The following is a 24,080-nucleotide window of genomic DNA, read 5'->3' as shown; positions in this document are numbered from 1 at the left end:
ATCAACTCAGCCGCACCCGAGGGTCCAGTACAGCATAGAGCACATCAACCGCAATATTGACGAGCACGAACAAGGCTGCAATAAAGATGGTGGAACCCATAACAACTGGAAAATCAAGGTTCTCGACCGCGCGCAGCGTGACTGTGCCCAGGCCTTTCCAATTGAAGATGTACTCGATGAAAAACGCTCCCGCCATCAGCGAGGCCAACCAGCCGGACACGGCCGTTACCACTGGGTTCAACGCATTCTTGAGGGCGTGCCCCACCACCGTCCGGTACCCCGACAAGCCCTTGGCTCGGGCCGTCCGGATGTAGTCTTGGCTAAGCACATCGAGCATCGACGAGCGGGTGAGCTGCGTGATAACTGCCAGCGGCCGAATGCCTAGCGCAAAGGCCGGCAACACCAGATTGCGCAACACCAAATGCCGCCCCGTGAATGGGTCCGTTTCGTAGAGCTGTCCGGTTAGGTTGAGGCCCGTCCATGAGCTCCAGTAGAAGCCGAAGGTGATGGCAATGAGTATACCCGCCACAAACGACGGCACCGAAATGCCTAGTACCGAGGTGGTAATCAACGTGCGGTCTAGCCAGGAATGGGGCTTGAGGGCGGCGGCTACCCCGAAGGCAATACCAAGCACCGCGGCCAGTAGCATGGCGGCTAGTGCCAGCCACAGGGTTCCCGTAAAGTGGTCGAGCAAGATGCTCAGCACTGCTTTGTTGCTCTGGAACGAGCGGCGCAGGTAAGGCTTCTTTAGCACCACAGCCTTCCCGCCAACCGGCAGCAGCGTTATGCCGCCGTACTTGGCCACGCCCGCCGAATCGCGCGGGTGTACGCCTAGGGGTGAAATGTCGTTGAGATAACCACCGAGCTGCACGGGCAACGATTCGTTGAGGCCGAGGTCGGCGGCAATGGCGGCGCGGGTAGCCAAGTCTGACCGTTGGCCGGCCAGCAAGGCCACCGGGTCGCCGGGCAGCACCTGAAACAGAAAGAACACGGTGCACGCCACGCCCGCCAATATCAGCAGGCCCTGGCCCAGGCGACGTAAGACAAAAGACAGCAAGTCGTTGGTTGTTGATTGTTGGCTGTCGGTTGTTGAGTATTGGTTTGTTCAACAACCAACACCTGAATTACAGAAGCTTTTCTATATCGCCAATGGCGGGAATATCGTGGTAGTGGTACTTGCCTTTCACGGTGCCGTTTTGCAGTAGCATCAACCCTGGGTTGGAGCGAATCATGGATTTGAGCACGGTGGCATCAGCGTAGTAGAAGGGCGCGCTCAGATTCACGTCGTGGCGGAAAGCATCGAAAGCAGCCGGGCTGCTGCTGGTAAGTACCAACACCGAAATCTTCCGGCGCGACTTTTGGGCGGCCGCAAACAAGTCGTTGATGAGCTTGAACCGGTCCCGGTCAGCTTTTTCGGTGCCTTGCACAATGAGTAGCAGGCGGTTGCCTTGCAGCAGCTCTTGCGTAAAGTCGCCTTCGTCGTTCCACACCCGGAAATCGGTGATTTTTGGGCCAGCCTCGGGGTTTAAGGCCACCATCTGCTTGAATTTCCAAGTGGAATCGGTGGGGTAGTCGGTGAAGTCCTTGCTTTCGCCGTTGCGCTCCATTATGTACTTGTAGCGCAGCGGCGACGAAGCCTTCATCAACTGCCCGATGTTGTTGCCGACCTTATAAGGCAGGAAGTCAAAATACGGCAAGTGCCCAAGCGCCCGCACCCCAATGCCGATGGCCACGGCCGAGGCAATGGTGATATACATAACGCCTAGTTGACCTTTGGCAAACACCCGGCGCAGGTAGCGCTGGTTGCGGAACACCACCACCCACAAGCCCAGCAAGAACAAGTCTTTAAAGAACGAGGTCCAGGGCGTGAGCTTGATAAAGTCGCCGAAGCAGCCACAGTCCGTTACTTTATTGAACGCGGCCGAGTAGAACGTCAGGAAGCCGAAGAACACCAGCAGCACCAGCAGTACCCATAGGGTTTTGCTTAGCATCCAGCGCAGCAGCAGCGCCACCCCTAGTATCACCTCCAACGAGCTGAGCACGATGCTGAAAGTGCGGGAGTACGGCTTGAAAAACAGAAAGAAGCGGCCGAAGTCTTCGGCAAACACCTCGAAATACTCTTCTAGTTTGAGGGCTGTACCCACCGGGTCGTTCAGCTTCACCAAACCCGAGAAAATGAATATCACGCCCAGCAACAGCCAGCAGATTCGGGTGATTTGTTTCATGAACTGCGTTAAGTAACTAAGTAGCAAGGCAAGTACAGGAACACAGGGCAAACCGGTTCTACTGCTGTCTGCTACAATTGAATTTATTTCAACGAATTATGCCAAGGCAGATACGCAAATGTAGGATGGATAGCCGAGTGGTACCACTCTCTATTTTCCCTTATTCGGCACCGCTAGTACGCGCGGGAGCTTCTGCAAATCCCTTCTTAATCAACACAAACACAGCATAGTTCAGCATGTCGCGGTAATTGGCTTCTACGCCCTCCGAAACTTGCGTGCGGCCCGCTAAGTCTTCGATCTGCTTGGTGCGGTGCAGCTTCATCAAGATGATGTCGGTGATGCTCTCGATGCGCATTTGCCGCCAAGCTTCGCCGTAGTCGTGGTTTTTGGCGAAGAGCAAGCGCCGGTTTTCCGCAGTTTCGTGGTCGTAGGCAGCGGCTACGTCGGCGGGGTCGAGGTCGAGAGGTGCATTGGGCGGAAGGCGCAGCTGCATCAAGGCAATGACGCAGTAGTTGATGATGGCCACAAACTCGCCGTCCACGTTGTCGGCCACTAGTTGGGTGCCTTTCTCCTGAATGCTGCGGATGCGCTGGGCTTTGATATAAATCTGGTCGGTGATGCTGGGCAGGCGCATAATGCGCCACGCCGTGCCATAGTCATGCGTTTTAGCCAAAAACAGCGCGCGGCACTGCCCTATTATCTGATCGTACTCGTGTTGGGTTTGATTCTCCAAGTTTTTACGCCTATTTTGTTGGGTGACGTCAAACACGTCAGTAGCAAGAACGTCATTCTCCTCTGACGTCCCGCAGCAAGAAACTCACGGGAGGTAGTGAAGCTGTGGGAGCCGCTCAGATTTATTTATCGTTACCACCCAGAAACCATGCTCCAGACCCCGAAAGATACGTGTTTTCCGGCCGCGCAAACCCTGCGTTGCCCTGGCGGGCGCGTGCTGGATCTTGGCTGGCCACGGGTGATGGGCATCCTCAACCTCACCCCCGATTCCTTCTTTGCTGGCAGCCGCATTCAAGAGCCCGACGACTTGCTGCGCCGCGCCGAAACCATGCTGCACGCGGGAGCTGCCGTCCTCGACTTGGGCGGCTACTCGTCGCGGCCCGGTGCCGAGCACATCAGCGAAGCCGAAGAAATGCGCCGCCTGCTGCCCGCAGTAGAGGTGGTCCGCCGGGCCTTTCCCGAGGCGTTTCTCTCTATCGACACGTTCCGGGCCACGGTAGCCGCTGAAGCAGTAGCCGCCGGCGCCGACATCATCAACGACATCAGCGGCGGCACCCTCGACCCCGACATGCTACCCACGGCCGGCCGCCTGGGCGTGCCCTACATTCTGATGCACCTGCGTGGTACGCCCCAAACCATGACCCAGCACACGCACTACGAAGGCGACATTGTGCTGGAACTGGTGCGTTACTTCCGCGACAAGCTGGTGGAGCTCCGCCAACACGGCGTAACCGATGTGGTGCTAGACCCCGGTTTTGGCTTTGCCAAAACGCCGGCGCAAAGCCACGAGCTACTGCGGCGCTTGCCGGAGCTGGCTGTGCTTGGTTTGCCCATTTTGGCGGGCCTTTCCCGAAAAAGTATGGTGTATAAGCCCCTTGGCCTCACGCCCGATGCAGCCCTCACGGGTACAGTTGCCGTCAATGCTTTGGCCGTGCTCAACGGCGCTCGGTTGCTACGCGTACACGACGTAGCCGAAGCCATCCAAACAATTCAGCTCGTTTCTCCCACCTTCCCGCCCACCTCCCCGTGATTGGTTCTTTCAGCATCGGCTTCCTGCGCATTGGCTGGATAGACGTCATCGACGTGCTGCTGGTCACGGTGCTGTTTTATCAGCTCTACAAGCTGTTAACGGGAAGCGTCGCGCTGAAAATTTTCCTGGGCTTCATGTCCATCTACCTGTTTTACTTGGTAGTAAAAGCTGCGGGCATGGAGCTGCTGACCAGCATCTTAGGTCAGTTTATGAGCGTGGGCGTGCTGGCGGGCATTATCTTGTTTCAGCAGGAAATCAGGCGGTTTTTGCTGAACGTGGGCAAAGTGACGGCCTTCGAGCGGATGCGCAACTTCCCGTGGCGCCGCGACAACTCGGCGGCTGAGCGCATGAACATCACACCCTTTGTGGAAGCTGCCAAGAGCTTGGCCGGCAAAAACACCGGCGCGCTTATCGCCTTCAACCTCGCCTCTGACCTTACGCCCTTCGCCAACTCCGGCGACCTGATAGATGCCACTGTAAGCAAACGCTTGCTGATGAGCATTTTCAACAAAACCAGCCCCCTTCACGACGGTGCCGTCATTATCAGCCGCGGCCGCATTCAGGCGGCGCGCTGCATCCTGCCCGTGAGCGAAAACCCCGATGTGCCCGCGGCCCTAGGGTTGCGTCACCGCGCGGCCATCGGCCTTTCCGAAGTTACGGATGCGGTGGTGCTGGTGGTGAGCGAAGAAACCGGCCAGATGTCGTTGGTGCGCGGCGGCGAGGTGTTCCGCAACCTCGCCCCGGCCGACTTACGGACACGCCTCAACGAGTTTCTGTTTGATGCGGCTCCAAAGTCCACCACAGCGTCGGCATCATCGGCGGCGGAAGTGGCCGCGTAGCATTCAGCCCGAGTTTTCAGCTTCAAAGCCTGAGCTATTTTCTTCCTCTAGAAGAGGAGCGTTGCCCCATGCGTCTTGCTTAAGTAATACCCTCATTTTGCGCAAGATTAAGCAGACCATTCCCAACAGGAAAGCAGTTGGTTTGAGGCTAAGAGGTGAACCAGTGAATAAAAGCTTGTACTATTTCAGTCAATAATTTGACTGTTGTTATATATTCAATAAATTTAATACATCAGCCAACAGCGTTGGCTGCCAATAGGCCCTACCGTTCCTCAGCGCTACGCACCGCGCGCTGATTGTCGCCCCTCACTGCGGGGCGTAGTGAAGTTGATTTCGTGTAGCTCCAGTAAACAGTTCAGCCAGCAAGGCAGCTGTTTCTGTATTTCTTATAACTCTATCCTCTGGCTAGTATCTGGCTCGAACGCCGACGCTATTGCCGTTTAAGACCACGCGCACTTCGGCTATACCAACTGATTGTGAGCTATTTGGCACCTAGTCTTCGTGTTTTTCAAGCGGAGTTATGCAAGCAGCCGCTCTTTATATCCTTCATTACCTTCCTTTCCGATGTCCACTCAATCCACTCTCTTTCCAGAACTGGAGGTAAAGCCTACTCCAAATCCATTTCTTAGCCAAGGAACTGTACAAGATGCGCTAGAGGAATTACAAGCCATGCGCATGGACCCTGATTGGCGTATTTCCGACATCGTAGACGACGCTGGCAACCAGTACGTGGACTTCGTGCTGGAAGGTGGCGGCATGCTAGGTATTGCGCTAGCAGGTTACGTGTACGGGCTCGAAACGGCAGGCATACGGTTTCTGCGGCTAGGTGGCACGTCGGCCGGAGCCATTGTGACGATGCTGCTGGCAGGGTTGAAACCGCGGCATGAAGCAGCTGGGCAGCAACTACTCGACATCCTGGCCCACCAAGACTTCTACGAGTTTGTAGACGGCGACGAAGACGCCAAAGACTTCACCAAAACGCTGCTTGACCACGCCGAAACACAAACAGGGCTCGGGGCGTGGTTCCGCAACAAACTCGACATTGCGGCCGTGGTTAATGATGGCCTACAGGTGATTGATAACTTCCGCGACCGGCAAGGACTACACCCCGGCCTCGAGTTTCAGCAGTGGCTGCACAACCATCTGGTAGAAGCCGAAACGCCTACCATCGAAGCGCTAATTGAGCGCCGGCGCGAAGTGCCAATCGGGGGCCTCAAGCGACGCTTGCAACTGCCGGACGGCAGCGTAGCGCTGGAACCCTACGCTCCCGACGACTTATGCCGCTTGGCCATAGTGGCCGCCGATATTACCACCCAAACCAAAGCTATATTTCCGGAAATGGCCCCCCTTTATTGGGCCGATTGGAAGCAGGTGTCGCCATCGGAGTTGGTGCGGGCTTCGATGTCGGTACCTTTCTTTTTTGAGCCCTACCGCATTCATAATCTGCCGGGCTCGGAACCCGGCGCTTCCGACAAGTATCTGGCTACGTGGCATGGCTTCGGCTACGTAGGGGCTAAGGTGCCCGAATCTGCGGTTTTCATGGACGGCGGCATCATGTCGAACTTCCCCATCGACTTGTTTCACAACAGCGATAAGGTGCCGGAAGCCCCTACGTTTGGCGTCAAGCTGGGCATCGACCGCAATAAGCCCCAAGCCACTAACTCTTTCCTCGAAACGCTCGGCGCCATGTTCGACGCCACCCGCACCCAATACGATTTCGACTTCATCCAACGCAACCCTGACTACAGCCACCTCGTCCACTGCCTGGATGTAGAGCGTTACAACTGGCTGGATTTCAACATGCCTGAAAGTAAAAAGCAGGAGTTGTTTGCTATTGGAGTACGGGGCTCCGTCAATTTTCTGCGCAAGTTCAAGTGGGAACCGTACAAGCAGCTACGCTCCACCAAAGCCGAGCTGATAAAACAATCGCAGCAGCTCAACGAAATGGAATTGCAGGCAAGCCCGCAGAAGCGCACAGCGTTGGCTAAAAAGTCCATCGGAGTGGAGCTAGACTGGCCCTGCGGCCGGCCGAAGTACTTGCACGACTCCCCCGCGTCATAGACTGAATAGATTGATACAGTTGCAACGCAACAGCAACGCCCGAACCACGATGGAGAGAGTATCCACCGTGGTTCGGGCGTTGCTGTTGTTTGGATAAGGCGGCTTTAGTAGGCGGCCAAATGCCTTACGGCGTGTTGGTTACTACTTGGCCGGCTTCGGACCTAGCAGCTGAGCGGTCCTTGAGGGTGCCTAGCTCCCGGCCGACTTCAATGAAGGCGTTGATGGCTTTATCGAGGTGCTCACGGGTATGGGCGGCGCTGAGCTGCACCCGGATGCGGGCCTGGCCCTGCGGCACCACAGGATAGTAGAAGCCCACCACGTAGATACCTTTCTCTAACATCTTGGCCGCAAAATCCTGGCTGAGCTTGGCATCATACAACATAACGGGCACAATGGGGTGCTCGCCGGGCTTGATGTCGAAACCGGCTTCCGTCATTTTCTGGCGGAAGTACTTGGTGTTCTCTTCTAGCTGGTCGCGGAGGGTAGTGCTTTCGGTCAGAAGCTCCAAGACCCGGAGCGAGGCGCCTACAATAGCGGGAGCTAACGTATTGGAGAACAAGTAGGGCCGGCTACGCTGACGCAGCATCTCAATAACCTCTTTGCGGCCCGAAGTAAAGCCACCCATGGCGCCGCCTAAGGCCTTGCCTAATGTGCCGGTAATAATGTCAACGCGGCCAAGTACGTTGCGGTACTCGTGGGTGCCGCGGCCGGTTTTGCCGAGGAAGCCCATGGAGTGGCACTCGTCTATCATCACCAAGGCCTGGTATTTGTCGGCTAGGTCGCAGATCTTATCGAGCTGCGCGATGGTGCCGTCCATGCTAAACGAGCCGTCTGTGACGATGATGCGGTGGCGGGTGCCTTTGGCCTGCGCGTCCTGAAGCTGCTTTTCCAGATCGGCCATATCGTTGTGAGCATAGCGGTAGCGCTGAGCTTTGCAGAGACGTACCCCGTCGATGATGCTGGCGTGGTTGAGCGCATCGGAGATAATAGCGTCCTGCTCGTTGAAGAGCGGCTCGAACACACCACCATTGGCATCGAAGGCGGCAGCGTAGAGGATGGTGTCCTCGGTGCCAAGAAACTCGGCCAGCTTCTGCTCTAGCTGCTTGTGGATATCCTGCGTGCCGCAGATAAAGCGCACCGACGACATGCCGTAGCCGTGCGTGTCAATGGCTTCTTTGGCCGCTTTGATTACTTCGGGGTGCGAGGAAAGACCGAGGTAGTTGTTGGCACAGAAGTTCAGCACTTCGCCTCCCTCTTCTGTCTTGATTTCCGCACCCTGCGGTGAGGTGATAACGCGCTCCTTCTTGTAAAGACCGGCGTCTTTAATATCCTGAAGCTGCTTTTCGAGGTCGGGCTGGAGGGTGGTATACATGGAATAGCGTAGTAAGGTGGTACTTGGCAACAAAGATACAGGACTAGTGTTGCCAAGCGGCGGACCTCGTCTCCTCATTCCTTCCGCGCAAAAAACGCCTGCACGCCTGCTTGACCGCTGTCCATGAGCTGTTGCTTCTGCTTGTCGGAAATGCGTTTGATTTTGGGGGTAAAGCCGAGGGTGCTGATGCTGACGGTGCGGGTCCAGTCTTCGGGGTGGGCGGGATTCAGATTTTCAATGGCGACATTGTAGAGGGCTCCCATGTAAGAGCCGAAGTCGTGGATGGCGTAGGGAGCGAGTTGCTGTCGGCCGCCGGGCTGCGCGTCGTAGGAAAGCTGCTCGGCACGGTCGAGGCGCAGGCCGAGGGTCTCGGGGTTGAAGCTGCGCGCTTCGCTGGTAGTTGCGACTGGTGCGGAGGCAGTAAGATTAGCAGCCGGAGCAGCACCGGGCGAAAGATAGCGCGGGTGGTCGAAGAGGTGAATAGGGTAATTGGCCAGCAGGCCACCATCTACCAACACTTCCACTTCCTGACCTTTCGCGGGTTGGCGCACTACATGGCCTTGCTTGTCGAGCAGCACGGCGCGGAAATACAGCGGGATGCTCATACTGATCCGGACGGCGTCGGCTACGCGCATATCGGGGTGGGTTTCGTAGCTAAACACCTGCACGCGCTGCGTGGTAAGGTTGGTGCCGGTGGTGTACAGGTCGCGGTAGTGGGTGGGCTGCTGCTGAGCAAGAGAGTGGAGTTGGCTTAGCGTGAGGTCAGGGTTCAGGGTTTTGCGAGCGACCAGTTCGCTCAGGTACTTCGCGAATTGGTCGCCCCGGTACCAGCCGTACTGCTTCACAAGCCGCGTACTGCCCCCGAAAAAGATGAGCCGGCCATCGTTGAGGCGCTGCACCGGCGTGTTGTTAACTACCTCGATGATTTCGGCGGGTGTGTAGCCTACAGCCAGCAATGCCGCCTGTATAGCGCCAGCCGACGTGCCTCCTACCCGCTGTATGCCCGCCAGCACGCCTTGCTTTTCTAGCTCGGCCAGCGCGCCCCCGTACGCAATACCCCGGATGCCGCCCCCTTCCATCACTAGGTTTCGGTACACAGGCTTGGCTGGTTGCGCCTGCGCTATACGCACCCCGCCAATCAGCAAAAGAAACAGCACAAAAAAACGCATACCCCGCGTCAGCATTTGAAACGTAATGAGATGTAAAAACCCGTTTTATAATCAACTAGATACCCGCTCGAAGATAGGATACCCGTATGGCATCAGGAGTTGCGTTACGCCAGTATTGGGCTTTTAATCATACCCAACTGCTGCGAATGAGGGGACAACTACTTAATCGAGCGTTTCCCTAAGATGATTGTCTAGACTGTGTATGCAACTAAGATTCAACTGTTCAGTTCCGTGAAGTAGTCGGTGGCTCAACGACCAAACCGTGGCGTCCCGTTATCTTTGCGGCCTGATTCCCCATCTGTATTCCCCATCCGTCCCCGAACTTGTTTGCATGGAAACCACGTCTCGCACTGCCGCTACCGCTGCTGATACCATTCTCGTCATTGGAGCCGGCGGCCAGCTTGGGCTGGAGCTGACTCATGAGCTACGCCAGCTGTACGGCGCTTCCAACGTGGTGGCCGCCGATGTACGGGCCTCCAAAGGCGACGAAACACAGCAAGCCGGCCCGTTTGAGTTGCTGGATGTGCTCGACAAACCGCGGCTAGAAGAAGTTATGCGGCAGTACAAGCCCAAACAGGTGTACCACTTGGCGGCCCTGCTGTCGGCCACGGCCGAGAAGAACCCGAAGTTCGGTTGGCAGCTGAACATGGACGGCTTGTTCAACGTGCTCGATGCCTCTATCGACTTGGGCGTGAAACAAGTGTACTGGCCCTCTTCCATTGCGGTATTTGGCCCCGATACGCCTCGCCAAAACACGCCGCAGCTAACGGTAATGAACCCCAACACGGTGTACGGCATCAGCAAGCTGGCCGGCGAGCAGTGGTGCGAGTGGTACTTCCGCAAGCACAACCTCGATGTGCGGAGCCTGCGCTACCCTGGCCTAATCGGGTACAAAAGCCTGCCCGGCGGTGGCACCACCGACTACGCCGTCGATATCTATCACAAGGCCGTGGCTGATCAGCCGTACGAGTGCTTCCTGAAGGCAGACACCTACCTGCCGATGATGTACATGCCCGACGCGCTGCAAGCTACCCTCGACTTAATGCACGCCCCCGCCGACCGCCTCACGGTGCGCTCCAGCTACAACCTCGGTGCCATGAGCTTTTCGCCCGAAGAAATAGCCACTAGCATCCGCCGCCACTACCCCGACTTCCGCATCAGCTACCAACCCGATTCGCGCCAGCAAATTGCCGACTCCTGGCCCGCCAGCATCGACGACACGCAAGCTCGTAAGGATTGGAATTGGCAGCCGCAGTTCACACTTGACAGGATGACCGACGATATGCTGCTACACTTGAAGGAGGCGTTAGTACTCCAATAAGCACATACAAGAGAGTCTGATAACGTGATTGTAGCATTTGTACAGCTAGTAGGAACAGGTATTGTTTTGTACCTGTTTTTCTGGTTTATCCGGATACAAATTCGCCGTGGATTTTTCTTTTTCCCGAACCCGTTTCAACCGGGGTGGCGTCAGCTACACCAACAGTTCGGCAGTACGGAAAACTTGCATTCTGTAGAGCTGATATCAGGCCAGATAGGAGGAATTACCTATTCAAAGGCATTGAAAATCAAGTTTGACAATCAGGATGTTTTAATTCGTAATATGGAGAGTTCTGCTGTATTGGTGCGAATCCCCTATGCTGCTATTGAGGTGTTAGATAGCCCTACTTCTTTTCAAGTTAGCCGCTTAAGCGAGCTAGAATACACCGCTGGTAAGTTTCGGGTTGGTGGCGTCAAAATTGAGCTTCCTGCCTATTGGGCCGACCAACTGCTGAAACATATAGCTACGGCGGGCTAAATTATCTCCTAACAGCACCTTCTGATAACATTCTCTAAACTAGTGGGTGCTATGTTTTCAAGGTTTCCCAAAAACCTCTGGTTTTACTATGCGTTCCTGTGCGGGAACCCGGCACACCGCAAGACGCTATGATCGTAAACTACACGGCCGATGGCTGGCAAATTATCTACCAGCAGGCGCATGCGCTGCTAGCTGCTCAGCTCATGCACGAGTGGCCTGCTTTCTTGCCACTAGACAAGTGGGTCGGCCTTCTAGCCGCCGTAGCACAGCACGACGACGAGCAACACAACTGGGACGGTCACTACGGCCTCACGCCCGCTGGCGCACCTGCCAATTTCACGATGAAGGATTTCTCGTTGGAGCAGGCCCAAGGCGTGCTGCACGCAGCACGCTTCCAAGGACGTTGGCGTAGCCTACTCACCAGCATGCACGTAAGCACGCTCTACGAGAGTATGCGCGGCGAAAACTCCACCACTGACGCTTTTCTCGATGAGCAAAGGACGCAGCAAAACACATGGCGCAAACAGCTTAAAGTTAACAAACAGGAAGCCCAGCACGCCTACGACCTCATGCACTGGTGCGACCGGCTCAGCCTGATTCTCTGCCGCCAAGAGCTACCCGAAATGGCGCGCGCCCTCGAAATCTATACTGGCACGGATGGCCAGCGCTACGACGTGCAACGCCCCGCAGAAAACGGCCCACTCACCGTGCATCCCTGGCCTTTCCGAGAAAAGCAATTCACGGTGAGCGTGGAAGCCAGCCTGTTGCGCCAGCTCCAGTTCAAAGACGACGCGGAACTCGCCGCCGCCTTGCGTGAAGCACCCATTGAAACACTCACTTGGGAATTTAAGCAATAGCTTTCAACGGGTTAAAAAAGAGTCTGCCGTAAGAAAGGCGGTTTCGCTTTCCTACGGCAGACTTTTTTTCAAACAGAATCGAGCTGGCTGTTACGTTACAGTTTCGATACGGGGGTTTTGCTGTCCATGAGGCCGGTGGGCACCTCGGTGCTGGCGTACACGTGGTCGAGGCGGCGGCCGTCTTTGCCGTCGGTACGGTCGGTGGCGAGCTTAAGCGGGCCGTATTGCTTGTACTCCGACCAGCGGCGGCGGAAAGCCGGCTGCGCGTCGGTGGCCTTCGGATAATAGGCCCATTCCTCCACGAGCTTGGTCTGAGGATTTACCAGAACTTCGTATTTGTTGTCGGGCGTGACGCCTACATTCTTGAAGGTCATGTTCAGCACCTCGGCCGGCGTAGTGCCGTCCATCAGCTTACCAGGGCCTTTGTAGGTGAGCGTAACGCCGGAGTCCTTGAGTTTGAAGGGCATCAGCAGCCACCACGAGTTGTTCACCCAGATGGGGTACATCTTTTCGAGCAGCTTCTTGCCTTCTTCCATATCCGAAATATCCTTGCCACCGCGGTAGGCGTGGCCCTGCTTGGTGGTTAGGTTGTAGTTGGCTACTAAGCTGTCTTTCTGCCAGTGAAAATCTCCGGTTTTCTTGTCCCATAGCTGGTAAGAACCGTCGAGGAAGTCCCACCCCAACAGCCGGGTCTGCTGCCAGGCCGAGTAACCGCCCATTTGGCGCATCACTTCGTCGGCTAGGGCTTGAGCTCGTTCGTCAGAACCCGCTTTATCGAAGCCTTCGGCGGACGGATACGAAGCCAGGCTGTCGGTGCGGGGCGTATCGGCCGCGCCCGAAGCGGGTTTCTCGTTGGTGGAATTACAAGCCACCAGGCTGCCAAGCAACAAGGCCGGCCACAGCGCAGCTAGCTGACGGGTAAAATAGGAGATGTTCATAGGCTAAAACAAAGAAAAAATATGCTCTGGTCCTACTACTAAGCTACGCTACTCTGTGTAAGCAACTGCCTTTTGCTTTGTTGCATCGAACGCCAGGGCCGTAAGATCGTACTAGTTGGAGCGACTCTTTCTGAATCACCTGCTTTATGGCTACGCACTACCGCTTCTCCGACATCGTCAATACGCTCAAGGCTACGGGCAGTGAGTTTATATCCAACAACTCGTTTCGGCATGCCGCAGCCCTCTCCTACTACACCATTTTCTCGTTGCCGCCCCTGCTACTTATCGTCATTACGGTAGCTAGTTCGGTGTATGGCGGCGAGGCCGTAACGGGCCAGATCTACGGGCAGATGAAGGGCTTGGTAGGAGCCGATTCCGCTAAGTTTCTTCAAGACTCGATTGCCGAGTTTACCAAGCAGCAGAAAAGTGGTATTGCCTCCATCATCGGTGTCGGCACGCTTATTTTCGCGGCCACCACATTTTTCGTTACGCTACAAGAGAGCATCAACGACATCTGGAACCTGCGAGTAAAGCCCCGGAGCGGCATCTGGCAGTTTATCCGCGACCGGCTTCTCTCCTTTGGTCTGATTTTGAGCGTGGCGCTCCTACTCCTTATCTCCTTTGTGATTAGTGCCGTTCTCAGCTCCTTCACCGACTACTTGCAACGCCTCCTACCGGAAGTCACCATCGTGCTCATTCATCTCGTTGATTTTGCCCTTTCGCTCTTTATCACGTCGTTGCTGTTTGCCCTCATTTACCGCTTCCTGCCCGACGCCATCATTCGTTGGCGCGACGTAGGCATTGGAGCCTTCATTACGGCCCTGCTATTTCTGGTAGGCAAGTATCTGATTGCCTTCTACATTGCCAAATCCGACCCTGGTTCGGCCTTTGGGGCGGCAGGCTCGGCTATAGTGCTGCTGCTGTGGGTGAACTACTCCTCGCTCATCATTTTCTTCGGCGCAGAATTTACGCAAGAGTTTGCCGACGCCTTTGGCCAGAAAGTGCAACCCAAAGCCCACGCTGTGCGCATCGAAACCCGGGAGGTACCAGAAGGTGAATCCAACGAGGAAATCTCGACCGGCCGCCCCCGCGCCGTGGGCCGTTGGCGGAATTGAAAAGTCAGATTTGCGGTGCAGCCAAACCTGCTAGTTGGCTTGTAAAGCTTGTTTTCAACTTAGATACCAGTATCCAACTGGGTTGTTTAACAATCTACTTTTCAAGTACTTTTTTTTGCGTGCAAACGCTTGAGTATATGCCGGAAATGGTAGGTTTGCCTACCCACTTATCTGGCATATCCTATGTTCTATAAATTGAAGGCGGTACTAGCATTTTTAGGATGCTTAATCAGTGTTGTGGCGCACGCCCAACAACAAAACGCCAATACAATAATCGTGCATCCTGCGGTAGGCGAGATTATCGATAAGCAGGAAAAAATAGCATACGGCCTATTTCCTTACTATTCGGCGGATATGTTCCGAGAAGCTCGCTTTCTGCGCTTCACGACCTCCGATAGCACCCAAAGCTCTATCACTCTGCAAACTACTCTCAGCAATGGTGACGAGCGGGTACGCCCCTTCACAACCCGTGAGTTTGAAAGTGTGCGCAACCTAATCGAGGACCGTAACCGGGAGCTAAAGAACTCCTTGAATCAGCAGCCCGGCAGGTTGGGTATTGATTCCTTGGGCCAGACATATTCTGTTGAACTGGTATCGGGCAGTTCCTTTATTGGTGTACTGGTAGCCGAGCGAGAAACCGAACTGGATTTTACAACTACGGATTTAGGCCGCATTACCGTTCAGAAGCTGAATGTTCGTCGGTTAGTGCTGCTTTCCACTGCCCAGGCCCAGCGCGGTTGGGAGCCAGTAGGAAACGGGACGCGTATGTTCTTTGCACCTACTGCCCGAAACTTACGCAAAGGGGAAGGCTATGTTCAAAACATCGACCTTTTTCTATTTGGTGCCAACTACGGTATCACCGACAACATTTCACTCGGCGTACTATTCCCTATCATTCCTGGCCTTGGAGCTGGAGTGTTGGCCGTTACTCCCAAAGTGAGTGTACCAGTAAGCGAGAAATTCAATGTAGGAGGTGGGGTTCTATACGCTCGAGCCTTTGGCTTCAGAGAAAGTGGTGGCGCCGGAATCGGATATGGCGTAGCAACCTATGGCTCTGCCGACAACAATGCTACGCTTGGTCTAGGCTATGCCTTTGTCGATGGAGAACGTGAAAGTACCCCCATAGTGGTGGTAGGTGGAGCAACACGCGTATCACGCCGCCTTTCCTTATTGAACGAAACATACTTTGCCGGCGACGGCTTACTTGGATTGCTTGGTGTACGTTTGGCTGCTACTCGCCTCAGCGGCAGCCTAGGGTTCGTGTACGGGACTGATGTGGGCGGCTTCTACCCAGCTTATGTGGAAATTGCATACCGCTTTGGCAAAACCAAGTAGCCTGCACAACCGCTTACAAAGCGAAGGCCCGACTGTATTGATTACAGTCGGGCCTTCGCTTTGTAAGCGGTTGTAAAGCAACAACAAGTTGTGAGTTTCTCCTTCGTGGCTACTCCCCATACAACAAGAGCCTTTTTCATCGTTTGCAGAAAGAACTCTTTGCTATACACGCAACGAGAGCAGGTGTTACCAGCCTACTATGCTATCAAATTATAAGCGTAGCAGACCAACGAAACGGCTGCTCAGCCACACTTTCTGCTAGGTAGTTCCAACTCGTTTTTGGTCTTAAATACTACTGATGAGGACGGTTTGTTAGGTTTTGCTTTGCCAGTTATTCCAACCTAACTATTGCTTTATAAACAGTAAGCCATTCCATGTTATACATACAGTCTTATGCAGCGCATCCGTGTTCTATGCTGGCTTTTGCTGTTCGCTTGCCCTATTTCCTACCAAACTGTCGCCCAAGAGTCACCACCTACTACCTGCCCACTCATCGTCAGTGCCATAGTTGGTGAAGTCATTGATGCACAGGAGAAAGCCACCTACGGCTTGTTTTCCTACTACGCTGCTGATAACTTCGTTGAAGCCCGCTTCGAGCAGAATTTACTCCTCGACAGCACCATTCGCCTGCGCACGCTGCTGCGCGACGGCCGCACTATGTTGCGTCCCTTTTCTTCCGCCGAGTTTGCGGCCGTGCGCGAGACCATCGAGACGCGCAAGCAGGAACTGAACAAGCTTCCTCGAATCAGTCCCTACCAAATCAAATTGCCCTTTTCGAATGGTCGTCGCTGGTACCGAGTGGAACTGCATTCCGGCGCGGTGATAGAAGGGGAAGAGTTGTTGCACTATCGTAAGCGCATAGAGCTGCTCACCGCCGATTCCGGGCTGGTTGTTGTGGAGCGGACCGACATAGCTCGGATCGAACCCCTACCCCAGCCCGGCTACCGGCTGAAAACTCGGTTCTCGGTGGGCAACGGCCACCGGCTGTTTCTGGTCCCAACAGCTCGTAACCTACGTCGCGGAGAAGGGTATGTACAGCAAACTGACGGCCTGCTGTTTGGCGCTACGTATGGTTTCACTAACAATTTCTCGGCAGGGGTATTCTTTTCAGCTGTTCCTACCGTGCCCCTGCGCGACCAATTTTTGCTCTTTACGCCCAAGTTGACGGCAAGCCTCAGCGAAAAGTGGCACGTAGGCGGCGGGGTGATGTACGTGCGCCTCCCAAAACTAGACCCCGAGTTTGAGCCTATTCGCGCTGGCATCGGCTATGGTGTGGTTACCTACGGCTCCGCCGACGATAACGTGAGCGTGGGGCTAGGCTACAGCATCGACAAAAATGGAATAGACCACACGCCCGTGCTGCACTACGGTGCGCAGAAGCGTATCAGCCGAGGTTGGTCGTTGGTCAACGAGAACTTCTTGCTCATCAATAGTGAGCCTGGAACATTTGGGTTGTTTGGCACCCGCTACGCAAACCGCCGCTTTAGCTTTGGGCTCGGCGGCATCTATGCCGTACCCTTCAGCGGCCCCGAAGACCCTTTTGTGGTTCTGCCTGTCTATCTGGACCTTGCCTTCCGCTTTGGCAGAGGCAGCCGATACTGATGGCTACAGTAACCCTAAACACCAAGCGCCACTCGTAGCAATACGAGTGGCGCTTGGTGTTTAGGGTTACTACAACTACGACTAGGCCGCTTCTGACTTTTCTTTTACAGCTAGCTGGCCGCAGGCGGCGTCGATGTCTTTGCCGCGGCTGCGGCGCAGGTTGGTCTGCACGCCGCGGTCGGCTAAATACTTCAGAAACGCCATCAGCTTCGCTTCGCCAGTGTTGCGGTAGTCAGCGTTTTCGATGGGGTTATATTCGATGAGGTTCACCTTGCAAGGCAACCATTTCGAAATCTGGAACAGCTCTTCGGCATCCTGCGGCGTGTCGTTGAAGTTCTCGAACACGATGTACTCGTAGGTTACCTTGCGGCCTGTTTTCTGGTGATAATATTGGAGAGCTTCCTTCAACGCAGCCAGGGAATTGGCTTCGTTGATGGGCATAATTTCATTGCGTTTGGCGTCGTTGGGCGCGTGCAGGCTCAGGGCCAGGTTGGCTTTCACGTCGTCGTCGGCCAGCTTCTTAATCATCTTGGCAATGCCGGCCGTACTCACCGTAATGCGACGCGGCGCCATGTTCAAGCCATCGGGCGCGGTGATGCGCTCGATGCTTTTCACCACGTTAGCGTAGTTGAGCAGGGGCTCGCCCATGCCCATGTACACGATGTTGGTAAGCGGCGTGCCGTACTCGGCTTCGCACTGCTCCTTGATGCGCACCACTTGGTCATAGATTTCGGCGGCGTCGAGGTTGCGCTTACGGTCCATGTAGCCGGTAGCGCAGAACTTGCACGTGAGTGAGCAGCCCACCTGCGAGCTGATGCAGGCCGTCATGCGCGTGTCGTGCGGAATAAGCACGCCCTCCACAATGTTGCCATCGTAGAGCTTGAACGCCGACTTGATGGTACCGTCGTTGGAAAGCTGCTTGTTGTGCACCGTCACGCCGTTGATTACGAAGTGCTGGGCCAGCAACTGGCGGGTAGCCAGGGAAATGTTGTTCATCTCCTCGAACGAGGAGGCCGTGTTTTTCCACAGCCACTCGCTCACCTGCTTGGCACGGAACGGCTTTTCGCCGTGCTCCACCATAAAGGTTTTGAGCTCGTCGGGGCTGATTTTGCGAATGTCGCGTTTGGAAACTACGGGCAGGTCAATCATCATAGCTGCAAAGATACAACGAGTGAGGCAGTTGGGTTCCTGGAAATTCAACTTCTCTTATGGCGTCGGCTCGGCTAGTTTCAAAGTGATGGTTACGGCCACTCGGCGTCGATTTTGCGTGCCGGGCGTGAAGCGCGGCAGTTTACTGGCTGCCGCAACCAAGGCCCCTTCGCAAGCGGCAGACAGCTTAGGCAAGTTGTTGGGAGCAGGTTGATTGTTAACACTTATCACGTTGTTGACACTTGCCACGTTGTAAATAACCCCACTAGGTCCTACGGTGAAGCTCACAAACACTGGCGTAGGAGGCGAGCAGCCTGCCGTAGCGCTAGCACTGCGAAACTCACGCAAGAAATCGGCCGTCAGCGCTTTTGTCCCGCCACCGCCAGGATATACTGGCATGCGCTCCACATACGTATAGACTTTAGAGGAATCGAGAGTGACAGGTGGTTTTGCCTGAGCACGTGCTTTGGAAGCCTGGGCCTGAGCAGTTGCCTGCTCTATTGTCGAAAAAAGTAAAGCAGCCAGCAGCAACAGCTGACCAAATGGCCTGATGAATAAAGACATAGCAGAGGAAGCGTTGAGATGAAAGATAACGGACTATCGTTGACAAAAGCTTAACTACTCAACCGGGCCGTTACTTCCTCCGACAAACGCAGCAGCTTCCGCGTATTGTAATCGAAGCGGAGCATGCCGGTTTTGGCTCTGGCTACTTCGCGGCCGTCTTGGTTTACAACGCTGTACACCACATCGAAGCCGTAGGGGTGCAGGTCGTTGGCGGCTATCTGAATGTGCAGCACGTCTCCGTAAAACGCTTCTCCCTTGTACTCGATAGCCACATCGGCCATGATGTAGCCCTGCCCCGTGGCGCGGTCCACCTCTGACTGGCCTATGTGCTGGAAGAACTGCACCCGAGCTTCGTGCAGTATCCCGAGCAAAGAATCGTTGCCGAGGTGGGCGCCGTAGTTGAGGTCGGTGATGCGGACGGGAATGGCAACCGAGAACAGAAAAGTTTCGGGTAGATTTACTTTGACGCGGGGCATAAGGAGAGCTTAGTTGAAAACCAAAATTGCTATGCGGCTTTCTGCATACGGACCAACCAGCAAACAAGCCGCGCCACCCCTTACCTCGTATATCTTTCTGCTATTCCTTCTTTACTAGCGCTATTATCGTTTTCACCCTCATGATTACTCCCAAAGTAGAAGTTCGCGTCACGGCCGACGGCTCGAGTACGCTGTACGTGCCCGAGCTAGACGAGCACTACCACAGCACCCACGGAGCAGTTCAGGAGGCCCAACACGTATACTTAGGCGCCGGCCTTGAACCAGTGCTGGCAGGGTCTACCAGCCCAGTGCGGATACTGGAAATTGGGTTCGGCACCGGACTCAACGCCTTGCTGACCTTGCAGCGCAGCCTAGCCAGCCCCTCCCCCATTCGCTACGACACCATCGAGAAATATCCGTTGCCAGTCGCTGTCATCGAGACGCTTGGCGTGGAGCGGTACGTGCTCAACCCAGAGCTACTCGATTATCATCAGCAATTGCACAGCGCCGCGTGGGATACGTTGGTGAAACTCACGCCGCGGTTTGCGCTCCATAAAATTGCCGGTGCCCTGCAAGACACCCCACTGCCCAACGACACCTACCACGTTGTCTACTTCGATGCCTTTGCGCCTGAAAAGCAGCCAGATATGTGGAATGATGAGGTGTTTGCCCAACTCTACGCCGCCACTGCACCAGGTGGCGTGCTGGTGAGTTACTGCGCCAAGGGTAGCTTCCGTCGCAGCCTGAAGGCCGCTGGCTGGCTGGTGGAGAAAATTCCGGGTCCACCCGGCAAGCGCGAAATGACGCGGGCGAGAAAAGCGGCATAACCCGCCGAACCTCACGACTGTAATCTAACATTGCCAAGTAATGCCTGACCATCAACTCATTATTGCTTGCCCGAAATGCAATTGGCAGCCTTCGGGCAACGACAAGCTTTGGCAGTGCACCTGCCTGCACCAGTGGAATACATTTGATACGGCTGGCCAATGCCCAAACTGCCGCAAACAATGGTTAGACACGTGGTGCCCAGCTTGTGGTTGCGTTTCAAAGCACACAGAATGGTACCGCGACGTGGACGTACAGTGGTTCCAGCAGTTCAGCCCTAACTAGCAACGAAGGCGAATACCAGAGAACCTTTTGGGATCCGTACAGAACTACAGCTTCTCATGTGTCGCAGGAAAAGCTCGTGAATTATACCTTCTGCGTATGTTGCAGTATCTATGAGTCGTAAATTATTAGAAACGGACGGGGTGGAATGGGTGCGCAAAGGCATTATCAGCCCGGAGCAGCACGCGCAACTGCTGGCTCTCTACCCGGCCGAACAACGTGCTATAGGGTTGCTGCCACTATTAGGCAGTTTGCTTATCGGGCTGAGTGCATTGAGCGTAGTGGCCGCCAACTGGCAGGAGATGCCAGAACTCATGCGGCTAGGGCTGCTGCTCGGCAGTCTGACGGGGGCTTACGCCGCCGCCGAATACTTTCTGCGCCGCCAGTACGAGGCGCTGGGTATGGGGCTGGTAGGCTTGGGGCTGATTCTGTTCGGGGCCAGCATTGTGCTCACCAGCCAGATGTACCAGCTCATCGGCTACGACCTTACGGGGTTGCTGGCTTGGGCGGTAGTCGGCATCCTGCTGACGTGGCTGTACCGTAGCCAGTTTGTATTTCTGCTTACCGTTGTTATCGGAGGCATTGTGCAGGGCTACAACACCGGGCAGCTAGGCGTGTTCAGCTATTTCACGGCGGCGCTAACCGCGGGCGGACTAGGCTACTACTGGTGGCGCCGCCCCGATTCGCTGCTAGGTGGCGTACTAGCAACGGGCCTACTGTGGCAGGCTGCCTTGCTGATAAACCACTTGCATATCAAAATCACGTGGTTCTTTGTACCAGCCATGTTGATTTACGCGGCAGGTGATTGGCAAACCGACCGGCCCGCCGGCCGCGCCTTGCAAGGGCCGCCGCTAGTGGCTGCTTTCCTGTTCACGCTGGGGCTGGCTTTGTTCGGCGAAACGGATACCTACGCTGGAGAATTGCGGCCACCGTTGCTAGCATATCTGGCGGCGCTTGGCGTGGTACTGGCTTTGTCGCTATGGGGCAAACGAGCCCGAGGCCGCCTAAGCAGCGCCACCGACTGGCTGCTGCTGTTGCCGGGCTTCTATTTGCCGGGCGGGCTGCCGCTGGCCGTGGCTACGCTGGTAGTGCTGTACGCATATTCCGGGTCGGTGCTAGCCCGCGCCCATCACGAGCACAACCCGGACCGCGTAACGCTCGGCACCGCCCTGTTTATCCTGACCACGGCAGTTGCTTACTTCAAGCTCACGTGGGGCTTCATGGATAAGTCGCTGTTTTTCTTGCTGGGTGGGTTGCTGCTGCTCGGCTTATGGTGGGTTTTGCGGCGCCGCGCCACCCAAACATTTTCGGTGAAAGCCCCCGACTAACCCATGCCGACTTCTCCCGAACTTTCTTCTTCGAATGCCGCTACGCCGGCTGCTACCACGCTGCCTACACCCGCGCCGTTGCCGCAGGTGCAAGAGTCGCGCCGGCGGCAGGGTGTGCGGTGGCTGGTGGTAGCGCAGGTGCTGTTTGTGTTAGCAGTAGCCGCCGCTGGCTATGCTACCGCTGCTTTTGGCCGGACCATCACGCTTCGTAGCACCCCCGTAGACCCGCGCGACCTACTCTACGGCGACTATCTCAACCTAAATTATAGCATCAGCCAAATTCCCGGTCACTTGTGGCGGGGCCCCGGTAGGCCGCGCCGCAAGCAGGCCGTGTACGTGGTGCTAGAGTCCCGCCAGGGCAACTACGAGGCGGTGGGCGTGTATCCGCAGGAGCCTACCGTGCCGGCCAACCAAGTAGTGCTCCGGGGATGGGTGGCCGATGCTTTTCGGCGCAGCATACGCCTCCGCTACGGCTTCGAACGATATTATGTACCCGAAGACACTGGCCGTAAGCTCAAGCCAAAACAATCATTGCGAGTGCAAGTCAGTATTGCGCCGTGGGGGCAGGCGCGCATCAAGCAAGTGGATGTGCTGCCGACATCTTCTACCTCACCAACCACACCGTGATATCCTCGAAAACGTTGCAGCTAGTGCTGCGTTGGTTATTGGTGTCGTTGGGGTTAGCTTTTTTGCTGGCAGGTGTCTTTCTCGGATTCGGCGCGCTGTTGCAGCCACAGCTTGATATCCAGATGCACAACACCTATTTCGTTGTGCAGCCTGTAGTGTTTGTGGGAGTATTATTTCTACTTCTCCTCTTGGTGGTCGGCTTCTTTATGTTATTGCGAAGTCGGTATCCTCTTCAGACTTACCTACTGCTTGCAGCACTTAGTGCCCTGTTGATTGGCATAGTTACCTGCTTGCTTTCGCCGCTAGTTGTAGGCAGTATGGGGGGCTGGAGAATTTATCCACCTCTAAACGCTACCGAAATACCTCCTGCATCACCTGTTAATTTTTACCAAGTACTGTTAAACGGCGCGTATGTCTTGCAGCTCTTGGCAGTGGCTACTTTCGGCTATAGCAGCTACCAAGTCGGTAAGCTAGCTACTCGCTGATGCAGCAAGCAGCTAGCTTACTCCAACTTATAACGAGTTCTTTTCCAGCAGCTTCTTGTCGTCAGCAGACAAGTCAACCAACGCGTATTTCTGCTGATCGGTAATGGTCATTTCATCTAGCACGTCTACTAAGTCGCGGTATTTAGCATCCTGACCAGCCTTGATAAGTACCGTGGGAGCTGGCAGTTGCCGTTGCCGCTCAAGTAGCACCCGCCGCAGCCCTTCCGAGCTGAACGTAGTGGTGTGTAGTGTGGCGGGCTCGGCTTTGGTATTCAAGCCGAAGAAGTAATGCACCTGGCCGTTCTTGCCTAGGATTAGCGTGAGCGCCCGACTTGCAGATATATCGGACGAAGGACCCTTCTTATCAGGCATAGCCAGTTCCATAACCGTTGGCTTATTGAACGAAGCCGTCAGAATAAAGAAGGTGAGCAGTAGGAAGGCCAGGTCGACCATGGGGGTCATGTCGATGCGGGTCGACATTTTCTTGCGGCGAGGCTTGGTGCCACGGCCAGCGGGAGCGGAAGATTGAATTTCAGCCATAACGAGAACAGTATATAGTGAACGAACAACCAAGCAACGGTACTGTGTAGCTGCTTATTGCTTGTGATTTCTGCTACCGTCTGCCCTATTGGTCATGGCTGCCTTGCTGCCTCTCAAAACCACCGCACCCCTTCCGGCGTCACGCACGCATGGAGCTGTACATCACCCGACCAAGCATCTATAATCTTCGGAACCGGCGGCTCCAAACTCAGCCCAATACGCAACGCATCTGAGCGGCAATCCAGCAAGAACCGGTCGTAGAAGCCTTTCCCATAGCCTACCCGGTGGCCTTCTTCGTCGAAAGCAAGCAGCGGCACCAGAACAGCATCAAACTGCGGCGGCAAAACTTCTGCGGCCCCAACTGGCTCGGGTATTCCCCACCGGTTGGTAGCTAACTGGGTGTCGGGGGTGAGGCGGTAGTGGCGTAGGCTTTGGCCGTCGGGCTGTACGATGGGTACAGCTAGCTGCACGGGCAGTTTCTGCTCCCATATCCAGCGGATGATGCGCCAGGTATCGGGCTCGTTTTGCTGAGGAATTGGCAGGAACACATGCAGCCAATTCCACGCTGCTACCGCGAAGTGCTCCGATAAGCGCTTCTGCAGTTCAATGCTCCGCCGCACCAATTCGTCAGCGGACAAGGCTCGGCGGCGGGCCAAGGCCTCACGGCGCAAGTCAGCTTTGGTCATGGAGTGTAGTATAGGCTTCAGCATGCGCCGGGCACTATTCATATG

Annotated in this window: 23 protein-coding genes; 12 read left to right on the top strand and 11 right to left on the bottom strand. The window is 55.4% G+C overall.

Annotated features, from left to right (window positions below; all coding sequences use genetic code 11):
- Position 1 precedes the first annotated feature (1 nt).
- From P1X16_RS23230 to P1X16_RS23220, 3 genes are all read right to left on the bottom strand, one after another.
- Positions 2-1,057 (bottom strand): ABC transporter permease, encoded by a 1,056-nt coding sequence (locus tag P1X16_RS23230; protein ID WP_277234296.1) that lies wholly within the window; start codon positions 1,055-1,057, stop codon positions 2-4.
- A 67-nt stretch (positions 1,058-1,124) separates the two neighbouring features.
- Complete coding sequence (locus tag P1X16_RS23225) at positions 1,125-2,225, bottom strand: BT_3928 family protein (protein WP_277234294.1); 1,101 nt, start codon at positions 2,223-2,225, stop codon at positions 1,125-1,127.
- 160 nt (positions 2,226-2,385) lie between these two features.
- Positions 2,386-2,958, bottom strand: a complete 573-nt coding sequence (locus P1X16_RS23220; RefSeq protein ID WP_277234292.1) for a DUF1599 domain-containing protein — start codon at positions 2,956-2,958, stop codon at positions 2,386-2,388.
- A 147-nt stretch (positions 2,959-3,105) separates the two neighbouring features.
- On the opposite strand from P1X16_RS23220, the gene folP reads away from it, so the two are divergent.
- The 3 genes from folP (at position 3,106) to P1X16_RS23205 (ending at position 6,887) form a co-directional block, all read left to right on the top strand.
- Positions 3,106-3,987: a dihydropteroate synthase gene (gene folP / locus P1X16_RS23215; protein WP_277234290.1), complete on the top strand. Its 882-nt coding sequence runs from the start codon at positions 3,106-3,108 to the stop codon at positions 3,985-3,987.
- Complete coding sequence (gene cdaA / locus P1X16_RS23210; RefSeq protein ID WP_277234288.1) at positions 3,984-4,826, top strand: diadenylate cyclase CdaA; 843 nt, start codon at positions 3,984-3,986, stop codon at positions 4,824-4,826. Before folP ends, cdaA begins: the two co-directional genes overlap by 4 nt.
- 564 nt (positions 4,827-5,390) lie before the next feature.
- A complete protein-coding gene (locus tag P1X16_RS23205) occupies positions 5,391-6,887 on the top strand; it encodes a patatin-like phospholipase family protein (RefSeq protein WP_277234286.1) in 1,497 nt (498 codons plus the stop codon).
- Positions 6,888-7,011: 124 nt separating this feature from the next.
- Here the strand turns inward: P1X16_RS23205 and kbl are convergent, their stop codons facing one another.
- Together kbl and P1X16_RS23195 are read right to left on the bottom strand one after the other, a co-directional pair.
- Entirely contained in the window at positions 7,012-8,259 is a 1,248-nt protein-coding gene (gene kbl, locus P1X16_RS23200) for a glycine C-acetyltransferase (protein ID WP_277234283.1), read from the bottom strand.
- A 74-nt stretch (positions 8,260-8,333) separates the two neighbouring features.
- Positions 8,334-9,428, bottom strand: coding sequence for a patatin-like phospholipase family protein (locus P1X16_RS23195; protein ID WP_277234281.1), 1,095 nt, complete (start codon positions 9,426-9,428; stop codon positions 8,334-8,336).
- Between the two features lie 331 nt (positions 9,429-9,759).
- Here P1X16_RS23195 and P1X16_RS23190 point away from each other — a divergent pair, with 331 nt between their 5' ends.
- The 3 genes from P1X16_RS23190 to P1X16_RS23180 all read left to right on the top strand — a co-directional run bounded on the left by P1X16_RS23190 (position 9,760) and on the right by P1X16_RS23180 (position 12,083).
- On the top strand, positions 9,760-10,749 hold the full coding sequence (locus P1X16_RS23190; RefSeq protein ID WP_277234278.1) for an NAD-dependent epimerase/dehydratase family protein: 990 nt from the start codon (positions 9,760-9,762) through the stop codon (positions 10,747-10,749).
- Positions 10,750-10,773: 24 nt separating this feature from the next.
- Positions 10,774-11,226 carry a hypothetical protein gene (locus tag P1X16_RS23185; RefSeq protein ID WP_277234276.1) on the top strand — a complete coding sequence of 151 codons (453 nt, stop codon included), beginning with the start codon at positions 10,774-10,776 and terminating at the stop codon, positions 11,224-11,226.
- Positions 11,227-11,354: 128 nt separating this feature from the next.
- Complete coding sequence (locus tag P1X16_RS23180) at positions 11,355-12,083, top strand: DUF3891 family protein (RefSeq protein ID WP_277234275.1); 729 nt, start codon at positions 11,355-11,357, stop codon at positions 12,081-12,083.
- A gap of 95 nt (positions 12,084-12,178) precedes the next feature.
- Here the strand turns inward: P1X16_RS23180 and P1X16_RS23175 are convergent, their stop codons facing one another.
- Entirely contained in the window at positions 12,179-13,021 is an 843-nt protein-coding gene (locus P1X16_RS23175; protein WP_277234272.1) for a hypothetical protein, read from the bottom strand.
- A gap of 146 nt (positions 13,022-13,167) precedes the next feature.
- On the opposite strand from P1X16_RS23175, the gene P1X16_RS23170 reads away from it, so the two are divergent.
- From P1X16_RS23170 to P1X16_RS23160, 3 genes are all read left to right on the top strand, one after another.
- A complete protein-coding gene (locus tag P1X16_RS23170) occupies positions 13,168-14,136 on the top strand; it encodes a YihY/virulence factor BrkB family protein (RefSeq protein WP_277234271.1) in 969 nt (322 codons plus the stop codon).
- Positions 14,137-14,319: 183 nt separating this feature from the next.
- The gene (locus P1X16_RS23165; protein ID WP_277234269.1) at positions 14,320-15,471 is read left to right on the top strand and encodes a hypothetical protein; all 1,152 of its coding nucleotides are present in this window, start codon (positions 14,320-14,322) and stop codon (positions 15,469-15,471) included.
- A gap of 393 nt (positions 15,472-15,864) precedes the next feature.
- A complete protein-coding gene (locus P1X16_RS23160) occupies positions 15,865-17,073 on the top strand; it encodes a hypothetical protein (protein WP_277234267.1) in 1,209 nt (402 codons plus the stop codon).
- Between the two features lie 81 nt (positions 17,074-17,154).
- On the opposite strand, the gene rlmN is transcribed toward P1X16_RS23160, so the two are convergent.
- From rlmN to P1X16_RS23145, 3 genes are read right to left on the bottom strand one after another with little or no spacing between them, the layout of a single operon-like run.
- Complete coding sequence (rlmN, locus tag P1X16_RS23155) at positions 17,155-18,225, bottom strand: 23S rRNA (adenine(2503)-C(2))-methyltransferase RlmN (protein WP_277234266.1); 1,071 nt, start codon at positions 18,223-18,225, stop codon at positions 17,155-17,157.
- A 54-nt stretch (positions 18,226-18,279) separates the two neighbouring features.
- On the bottom strand, positions 18,280-18,786 hold the full coding sequence (locus P1X16_RS23150) for a hypothetical protein (RefSeq protein ID WP_277234264.1): 507 nt from the start codon (positions 18,784-18,786) through the stop codon (positions 18,280-18,282).
- 50 nt (positions 18,787-18,836) lie between these two features.
- Positions 18,837-19,262 carry a thioesterase family protein gene (locus P1X16_RS23145; protein ID WP_277234262.1) on the bottom strand — a complete coding sequence of 142 codons (426 nt, stop codon included), beginning with the start codon at positions 19,260-19,262 and terminating at the stop codon, positions 18,837-18,839.
- 140 nt (positions 19,263-19,402) lie between these two features.
- Here P1X16_RS23145 and mnmD point away from each other — a divergent pair, with 140 nt between their 5' ends.
- The 3 genes from mnmD to P1X16_RS23130 all read left to right on the top strand — a co-directional run bounded on the left by mnmD (position 19,403) and on the right by P1X16_RS23130 (position 22,324).
- Positions 19,403-20,089 (top strand): tRNA (5-methylaminomethyl-2-thiouridine)(34)-methyltransferase MnmD, encoded by a 687-nt coding sequence (gene mnmD / locus P1X16_RS23140; protein ID WP_277234260.1) that lies wholly within the window; start codon positions 19,403-19,405, stop codon positions 20,087-20,089.
- Positions 20,090-20,482: 393 nt separating this feature from the next.
- Complete coding sequence (locus P1X16_RS23135) at positions 20,483-21,697, top strand: DUF2157 domain-containing protein (RefSeq protein WP_277234258.1); 1,215 nt, start codon at positions 20,483-20,485, stop codon at positions 21,695-21,697.
- 3 nt (positions 21,698-21,700) lie between these two features.
- Positions 21,701-22,324, top strand: coding sequence for a GDYXXLXY domain-containing protein (locus P1X16_RS23130; protein WP_277234257.1), 624 nt, complete (start codon positions 21,701-21,703; stop codon positions 22,322-22,324).
- A 512-nt stretch (positions 22,325-22,836) separates the two neighbouring features.
- On the opposite strand, the gene P1X16_RS23125 is transcribed toward P1X16_RS23130, so the two are convergent.
- Together P1X16_RS23125 and P1X16_RS23120 are read right to left on the bottom strand one after the other, a co-directional pair.
- On the bottom strand, positions 22,837-23,349 hold the full coding sequence (locus P1X16_RS23125; protein ID WP_277234255.1) for a biopolymer transporter ExbD: 513 nt from the start codon (positions 23,347-23,349) through the stop codon (positions 22,837-22,839).
- Between the two features lie 113 nt (positions 23,350-23,462).
- Positions 23,463-24,035: a 5-formyltetrahydrofolate cyclo-ligase gene (locus tag P1X16_RS23120; protein ID WP_277234253.1), complete on the bottom strand. Its 573-nt coding sequence runs from the start codon at positions 24,033-24,035 to the stop codon at positions 23,463-23,465.
- Positions 24,036-24,080: the final 45 nt, after the last annotated feature.

Source organism: Hymenobacter sp. YC55 (assembly GCF_029433095.1).
GTDB lineage: Bacteria > Bacteroidota > Bacteroidia > Cytophagales > Hymenobacteraceae > Hymenobacter.
This window is presented reverse-complemented; position numbering and strand designations above follow the sequence as displayed.